Below are 7,182 nucleotides of genomic sequence, written 5' to 3'. Positions count from 1 at the left end.
GGGGATATATCCCCATACCCCTACATCACTATTTGCTCTTTGCCAGCCAACGTTTGAGTAAGCGCCATGCCCACATTGCGAGTACACAGAGGATACCCAGCGCAACCGCGCCGCCTATAATCGCTACCGCAATCGTTCCAGCCGTGCCAAATACATTCAGCATGCGTTGGAACAAATCTTGCGGACTTGGAAACGTCGGCGGTATGAATCCCTTCTTGTCACCTGTGTTGATGGTGGCCGACCATATCCTGCCTTGCGCATCCGTGATTGTGACGGTGTAATCGGTGTTGGCGGTTAGTCCTGTAATCGTATACTGGCTTGCGTTGAACGTGTCATTTCCACTGCCCCAATCGACTTCAAAGGGGCTTGTCCCGGAAATGATCTGTACAATGATCGAATCCATATTCGGGATCAGGTTCACATCGATTTTGTCCGATGGCACAACCGATACGGCATTAGATTTTGCGGAGACATTGCCCGATGTGTCATAAGCCGCCAATGCAAATTGGTAGGTCCTGCCGTTGGTCAGACCCGTCACCGATGCCGATATCGAAGTCGTTCTATGTATCTCCCGGTCATCTTGGTAAATCACATAGCCCGCCAAATCTGATTCCGTATTGGCATTCCATTTGAGCATTGCTTGTTTATCGGCTCCGGTTCCGACCAAACCCGTTGGCACCGCTGGCGGTGTCGTGTCTGGCGGTTTCCTTTCTAGGACAACCGAGGATGATCTTGCCGACTCATTTCGAGCAAAGTCTATTGCTGAGACCTGATAAGTGTATTTGACACCTTCCTTAGCCATCGGGATCGTAGCCGTTGTGCTTTTGGTTTCCAATACTTTGACTCCATCGACATAGACAAAATATTTGTCTAAGTCCGAATCCGGGACCGGAAACCATGTTAAGACTGCATCGGTACCGACGATGTTCCCGGATAATCCAGTTGGTACTTCTGGCGGTGTTTGGTCTGGCGGCTGTTTCACATAAGCTTCAAATTCGTACAAAATTCCTGCCTTACCACCCGGCGGTAAATTCGGACGAATCAACCTGACATCTTTGTAATCAACAGAATAGGTTTCTAATTGGCCAGTACCTTGCGTCGTTAGTTCTCCAAGTTGCACATAGTTAGGAGTATTGCCAGTAAAAAACCTTACACGTACTGGTGCCGATGAGATAATACGAATTTCTGAAATCTCAAGAAGTGGTGTAAAAAGTATTCCACCAGCAGTAGTAAGTGGCATCCCCGTTGTTTCGTCGTTGTCCCACCACTCGGTTTTCGATTCAGACAATTGACCGCTTCTATACTGATCAATGGAACCGAACCAATTGGTCTGGGCCGCAAAGGCGTTCCCCACCGGAAACATGCTGATCATCATGACAACTGCTGTACATAGACATATAAATAGCTTTCTCGTACCTTCACCTCCTTTCATTTGGTCATGAACCTCAGTAAGCCAGATACGACACCTGCAAAAAAGAATAAGAGCAATACGGAGAAGAAGGCATCCATTAATCCATTCCTCCCGGATCGTCGAGGTCTGATGATTGAAATAACCAACGCCTAGCCAGATCGAACAACGCGAGAACGAAGGAAATTCCTATCATCGTAAAAACAAAATCGATATAATCACTTCCTCGTAATTTTGTAGCCGACCGTGAACATGGCTAGAGCCGTCATAAGCATTAAGCAAATTACGGACCACATGAGATATTGATTTGTTACGTAGAGCGAATGGTTCAGAATGTCCACCTGATCGGAGAGGTGATTGACCGTATTATGTACATTCGTGATCTCGTCATTTAGGTAACCTATTGCTGTACCGTTATCCTGATTGACGGTAAGATTGTCGACCGCAAGGTCACGTATCTCCCGGAGAAGATCATCATTCATCGCGTACCATGACCATCATGCCGACACCATCGCGGCTAGGCCATGCAATAAGCTGTCCCGTAAAATCATTTTTTTCGTAGATGTCATAGAGTTCTCTTTTGTCGCCTTGGAGTCTCACGGCGGTTTGCATCTTTTCACCAGGCTGGGCTAAGAGTAATTCCGTAGACAATACTGGCCCTTTGTCAGTATCCTTGGTTTTTAATTCTTTGCTGGTGATAACTCCCTCAACTGTCACTATCACTAAATTCACTCCTTTTTATAAGAACAAGTATTTGGGTCCCGGAAACAGTATAAAAAAAATAAAGAATTTTGTCTAGCACTTTTTTCCTGATTCTTTAGCATTTTTTAGGTATAAAAGCATAGCCTTTTCTATTACGTCGGACCTACTTCCTTGCTTATCAATTTCATCAATCATCCATTTGGGTAATCTAATACCAAATTTTTCTCTTCTTAGGTGTTCTGGTAAACGGGGTCTTGGAATAACTCAAGCACCTCCTTTCCCGAGGAAAGAGGCAATGAAAAAGGCTACCTTCGGTTAGGTAGCCTACAAAAAATGCTATTTTCCACCCGTATCATTTTAAGCCTTTTTACGTTATAATATCATTTAGTAAATCCCGTCGGCTATGGGATTGTTAAGAGTCCATCATTCGGTGGGCTTTTTGTTTTTTATACCGATGTTATAAAGTCCGATTTCATATCCATTTTCCTCTACTTCTTTTAACAATTTGTATCTAAGATCATTACGCACAATGTATTGCCAATCCTTCCAATCCAGCACCCCGAGCAGATCTGCTTCCTCTACTTTTTCGGTTGCTACTTCCTCGTCACTCTTATCATCGATCAGGTACCGATCCTTAAGGCCGGGACTCCAAACCAATTGTTGCTTACCCTTGGTTGCCAAGGCATATTCCTTGAATTTACTTTCGTATTGCAGATCGCCATCTTCAACGATTGCCCGAAGAAAATCAAATGGGGTCATGCTACCTTCACGGCCCTTCTTGATGTTGGCTTGGTCATCTCGCTATCAGTGCCCCAACGCTTGTCCATCAAGTCGCCCCACTTGCCTATGTACGTGCTCGCTTCGGCCGCATCATGCATTTTCAGTCCATGTTCCCGGCTAGTATCTAATCCGTTTGCGGCACATGCGCCTGACCACATACTATACAGTTTGTCCTCCATTTCAACCCAATCCCATGGGTCAATCTCATACTGATGCATAAGTAACAAGTGAATATGAGGATGCCAACCATTCTGGCCGTACGTAATTTCAAAGGCTCGGATGCTCCCGATCAGACCAATCTCTTTTCGAAAATTGTTGTAACGCTTGCCGCTACGAAATTTATTTACAGACTTACCAAGTGCCAACAATAATTCATCTAGCTTATCTCGTGCAGAGTGTGAGAACGTCAATGTAACCATTGTACAGTGTCCTCCAGTATCCAAATGACCTTTGAATGCTGTCTTGAGTTCAGAACGCCTACGCTCCGAAATCTTGCTCGCACACACCGGACATACCCATACACTCCCACACACCATCAAACCGCCGTAAAAGGCCTTCTGCGTTGCCCTGTGCTTATATAAGTCTACGCCGCCGTATTTGTCGACCTGATGCCTTAAGCAAATCCCAACACGATTATTCGGTAGTATGTATTTACTCGCTGATTGCATCTGATACCGTATAAAACGCTCGTCTAAGGTCGAAGGTTCATTTTTTCGGGGTAATACCCTTAATTCTCCCGTTTTCTCCCTCGGACCATCCATTTGCTCAAAACAGGGTGACGGCAATTTCGTAGTTATTACCAAGGGCGCCGCTAACGCGCCGCGCTGTGCCATCCTATCACCCTTTCCCCCAAAGTTGAGTAGCTGCCGCCGCGGACTGCCGTCTCGCTATTGGCAGCTACTCAACTTTCCTTGCTTCGCAACAAACTGTAAATCTTATGGAATGTAAATATAGAAGCTATTGAAATTAAGATTAAGATGATCATGAAAACAGAAACTTTAATTAAAACTGGCAGCATACTCAACAACTCCTTATAAACTTCTCCATTTATCAACCACCGCTTTTTCTTCTTCACGGTTTTTATTCTGATGTAGCTGCCTGAAATAACCGGAATATCCGTCAACCTCTCCGTTCGCTATCATCTTTTCAATCTCAATCCAATCTTCTTCTGGAAGGGTCAACTTAATTTGTTTGTTGACCCCCATTGCTGGCCTACCCACCCTGCGCTTTGTTTGCATCTCACAACCTCCTAATATTCGTTTTATTCAAAGACCCATGGTTTACCTGTAATATCGTGATTTCCGTCTTGATTTAGGTAACCTACCTGACCTTTTGACTTATGATAGAAACGAATATATACATTTGCATCAGCATATTTCTTTGCAAATTCTTCGGCTGTTATTACCGCAAACTCTTCACCAGTACAACTTTTTTCAGCAATTTCATATCCCAGCTTTTCCTCTGCAATTACACTGTATTTCATAAAATATTCGCCTCCAATAATTTATGGTTACTCATATTATTAGTATAATATAAGTAACCACATATTACAAGTGAATCTATGAAATTAATTCCAAAGAAATTGCGAGTAAAACATAGAGAAAATCAAAAATGTCGCTAAACATGCATCCACCCCACTATGAAATGCCAATTCCCACGCTCTAAACGTTGAAATAGCAATTGTTTTCGATCATAAGCAAAACTGTAGTCTATATCCTGCGCCCGGAAGAACATAAAGGCATCATTCCTGGTGCCTGTTAATCTCATTTTTGAAATCGGCACCTCGCCGATCTGCAAGGCTACCAATTTCAAAAATTGTTCGTCGGTGATCTCCATCAGTGATTTTTCATCTAGCTGGGTCACACCGTTGACCACGTGAAAAATTTTATCCAGCATGCATTAGACTCCCTTCAGATAATTTTGCCGTTCTACGTTCTCGGCAAAGGAATCGTATTGTTCCGCGACCGTCTTATCAAACCACGTGAAACCTGACCCGTATTTGCCTTTGTTGCTCGGTTGATGGTACGCCACTTGATAATCGGGCCGAACTTACTTACGTAATTCACAAATTGCGTGACGCGCCGAAGAGGAACGGCCACATCTCGCAAGTCTTGCGCGGTATACCAAATATTCACCCCTGCATGTCGATGTTGCCGCCAGTGGGCCATAACCTCGAATGGTATGGCTTTCCACGACCCGGCAGGGGCAATAAGTCCAGCTTCATCGATAAGGATGACAGGGGAACGTTTTTCCCCCGGTTGCCGCTTGATATCAAAGAGTTCTTCGATTTGGGTATAACGGATTGCACCCTTAAGAGGAAAATTTGCATAGACTCGATGCCCCTTTTTCATTTTTTTCATCGCCATTCTGGTCATGAGATACGTCTTGCCTGCACCCGGTAATCCACAAAATGCTTCAATCATGATCCCAGCTCCTCACGAAGATTATCGTTTGCTTTCCGGATTCGCTCGTCCTGCCGTTCCCATTTCTCATATTCGCCTTGTTCCTTGGCGAAGCGATCACGCTGATCTACGATCTTAGCGACACGCCGCGCAAGCATGAGTCTTGGAAATCCTGATATCTCCGTCCTAATTTCCAGCCGACAAAACAACCTAATATGAATAAAGCTACCGCTAACATTAGCCTGCACCCCTTAGTAAATTGATTGCTCTTGTGATCCAGTAGTAAGCCGCCAGTACAAGTTGCAGGCCGATCCATAAGGACAGCACCGCGAAAAATTCAGATACTGGCAAGAGCATATTTGCTTTCTGCAGATACGGAACGATGAGTGCCATATCTTGCCCGAGGTTTCGGGTAAAACTCCAACTCCCGAGCACGACCGACATTGTGTTGATCATGCCCGTCACTGCGTTGAGTATGAAATCCATTGGGATAATCTCCTATCGTTCGGATTTTGGCATCCGGATCCAAAGCCGGTTCTAATCGATCGTTCGGAATTTGATCCAAAATGATGCGGCTGCTGGATCCGCAGCTGCGTTGTTTTCGAACCAAAACCCGAACATTACACCTTGAGTTGTGGGGTGAATCGCTGAATCAAATAGATTGCGAACATGATCCAGATCGTCGCGCCGCACAATTGCCGAAGCACATCGAGCCATTTCATTTTCTCCATTTGCTCGGCCGTGAAGATGCACGCCTTAAGCAGTTTCCCTTGCATATCCACCCCGTAAGGCAGACACATAGTGAGTTCCGTGGGTGTACCTGAATCCGGGTTTGGATAGACCAGCCCGCCATCGCCTGTTGTTGGGTCCTGCGGCAATTTACCGCCTGTGTTACCGCCATCATATGTACCTCTACCGTCATCACGCACGATAGGAGGACGCATGCCGCCTTGTGCGTTGTCTACAGCATCCTGTAGGCCCTTGCCAGCGTTATTGGCTGAATTGCCCCCTATGGCATCCTTGAGACCGTCTAGCGCGTTCTTGAGGTCGTCTTGGGCCTGCTGGGAGGGTTTCAGGGCATTAATTAGTGCATTGTTGATCATCGCATCCAGGTCTTTGAGCATATCGGGCCAATTGATGATAAACGCCGTGATCGGTGGCGTTTGTTTTTGCGTGTTGGACCGTGAGATTCGGCTTCCGTCCGGACCGATCAGCGCAATGTAAAACCAGATGCTCTGACCGTTTTCTAAGAAACTGGTGATGTGACTGCCTGATGATCCAGAAGCCGTAAAACTATCTATTTTCTGATAGCTACCTGCGCTATCGTGTGTTGCGGCATATACTTCAATCGTGTATCCTGAAATTGCGTTCTCATAAGCGATTTCGAGTTCGCCTGTACGCCAGTCGGTTGTCAGCAGTCTCAGTGATGGTGTCGGGGCTGATGCATCAACAAGACTACTTAATGGCGTTAATAGTAAAAAGACGAAGAGTGCCACTAACACTCTCCGCCTTGACTGGATATTGCTCATTATTTGGAACGTGAAAGCCATCCTTTGAGCAGTATCCAGCCCCATCTTGCAAGAATTACGAGAATACCGAGTGCAACCGCACCACCGATAATTGCTACCCCAATCGTACCCGCTGTACCGAACATGTCGACCATCTTCTGGAACAGCGATTGCGTACTAGGCATTGTTGGATCTGTAAATGTCATTGAATAGTTAACCTCCTGAAATACCATTGTTGAAATGGTGTTTTTATTTTGTGTTTTTTCACTATGTTAAAAAATCCTAATAGCGAACGCATTTTGTTACATCTCATATGCGAGGAATCACTTCCCTTCCTCATTTACCTGCTCCCGGTCATCCGAATGGGGTTACAGGTCACAAT

The 7,182-nt window shown here is 45.3% G+C and carries 13 protein-coding genes; all 13 read right to left on the bottom strand.

The features are described 5' to 3' along the window. Nucleotides 1–28: 28 nt before the first annotated feature. The gene (locus tag JCM10914_RS27945) at nucleotides 29–1,375 is read right to left on the bottom strand and encodes a fibronectin type III domain-containing protein (protein WP_148300285.1); all 1,347 of its coding nucleotides are present in this window, start codon (nucleotides 1,373–1,375) and stop codon (nucleotides 29–31) included. A 251-nt stretch (nucleotides 1,376–1,626) separates the two neighbouring features. Continuing rightward, nucleotides 1,627–1,890 carry a hypothetical protein gene (locus tag JCM10914_RS27940; protein ID WP_023967514.1) on the bottom strand — a complete coding sequence of 88 codons (264 nt, stop codon included), beginning with the start codon at nucleotides 1,888–1,890 and terminating at the stop codon, nucleotides 1,627–1,629. Continuing rightward, entirely contained in the window at nucleotides 1,883–2,131 is a 249-nt protein-coding gene (locus JCM10914_RS27935; protein WP_036720555.1) for a hypothetical protein, read from the bottom strand. The genes JCM10914_RS27940 and JCM10914_RS27935 overlap by 8 nt, the downstream gene beginning before the upstream one ends. A 402-nt stretch (nucleotides 2,132–2,533) precedes the next feature. After that, nucleotides 2,534–2,869 (bottom strand): hypothetical protein, encoded by a 336-nt coding sequence (locus JCM10914_RS27930; protein ID WP_023967513.1) that lies wholly within the window; start codon nucleotides 2,867–2,869, stop codon nucleotides 2,534–2,536. Then, complete coding sequence (locus JCM10914_RS29125; RefSeq protein WP_231638776.1) at nucleotides 2,866–3,426, bottom strand: protein rep; 561 nt, start codon at nucleotides 3,424–3,426, stop codon at nucleotides 2,866–2,868. The genes JCM10914_RS27930 and JCM10914_RS29125 overlap by 4 nt, the downstream gene beginning before the upstream one ends. Nucleotides 3,427–3,921: 495 nt before the next feature. Further along, nucleotides 3,922–4,128, bottom strand: coding sequence for a hypothetical protein (locus tag JCM10914_RS27920; RefSeq protein ID WP_036720553.1), 207 nt, complete (start codon nucleotides 4,126–4,128; stop codon nucleotides 3,922–3,924). 23 nt (nucleotides 4,129–4,151) lie between these two features. Then, on the bottom strand, nucleotides 4,152–4,373 hold the full coding sequence (locus JCM10914_RS27915) for a hypothetical protein (RefSeq protein WP_023967510.1): 222 nt from the start codon (nucleotides 4,371–4,373) through the stop codon (nucleotides 4,152–4,154). Between the two features lie 134 nt (nucleotides 4,374–4,507). Then, complete coding sequence (locus JCM10914_RS27910) at nucleotides 4,508–4,786, bottom strand: hypothetical protein (protein ID WP_023967509.1); 279 nt, start codon at nucleotides 4,784–4,786, stop codon at nucleotides 4,508–4,510. Between the two features lie 32 nt (nucleotides 4,787–4,818). Beyond that, nucleotides 4,819–5,313, bottom strand: a complete 495-nt coding sequence (locus JCM10914_RS27905) for a zonular occludens toxin domain-containing protein (protein WP_023967508.1) — start codon at nucleotides 5,311–5,313, stop codon at nucleotides 4,819–4,821. After that, nucleotides 5,310–5,450 (bottom strand): hypothetical protein, encoded by a 141-nt coding sequence (locus JCM10914_RS29120; RefSeq protein WP_156332334.1) that lies wholly within the window; start codon nucleotides 5,448–5,450, stop codon nucleotides 5,310–5,312. The genes JCM10914_RS27905 and JCM10914_RS29120 overlap by 4 nt, the downstream gene beginning before the upstream one ends. Before the next feature lie 79 nt (nucleotides 5,451–5,529). After that, nucleotides 5,530–5,778 carry a hypothetical protein gene (locus JCM10914_RS27900; protein ID WP_023967507.1) on the bottom strand — a complete coding sequence of 83 codons (249 nt, stop codon included), beginning with the start codon at nucleotides 5,776–5,778 and terminating at the stop codon, nucleotides 5,530–5,532. 134 nt (nucleotides 5,779–5,912) lie between these two features. Next, nucleotides 5,913–6,788 (bottom strand): hypothetical protein, encoded by an 876-nt coding sequence (locus JCM10914_RS27895; RefSeq protein ID WP_036720549.1) that lies wholly within the window; start codon nucleotides 6,786–6,788, stop codon nucleotides 5,913–5,915. 32 nt (nucleotides 6,789–6,820) lie between these two features. Then, nucleotides 6,821–7,006, bottom strand: coding sequence for a hypothetical protein (locus tag JCM10914_RS27890; protein WP_023967505.1), 186 nt, complete (start codon nucleotides 7,004–7,006; stop codon nucleotides 6,821–6,823). Between the last annotated feature and the right edge of the window lie 176 nt (nucleotides 7,007–7,182).

Source organism: Paenibacillus sp. JCM 10914 (assembly GCF_001315105.1).
In the GTDB taxonomy this organism is placed as follows: domain Bacteria; phylum Bacillota; class Bacilli; order Paenibacillales; family Paenibacillaceae; genus Paenibacillus_AQ.
This window is presented reverse-complemented; position numbering and strand designations above follow the sequence as displayed.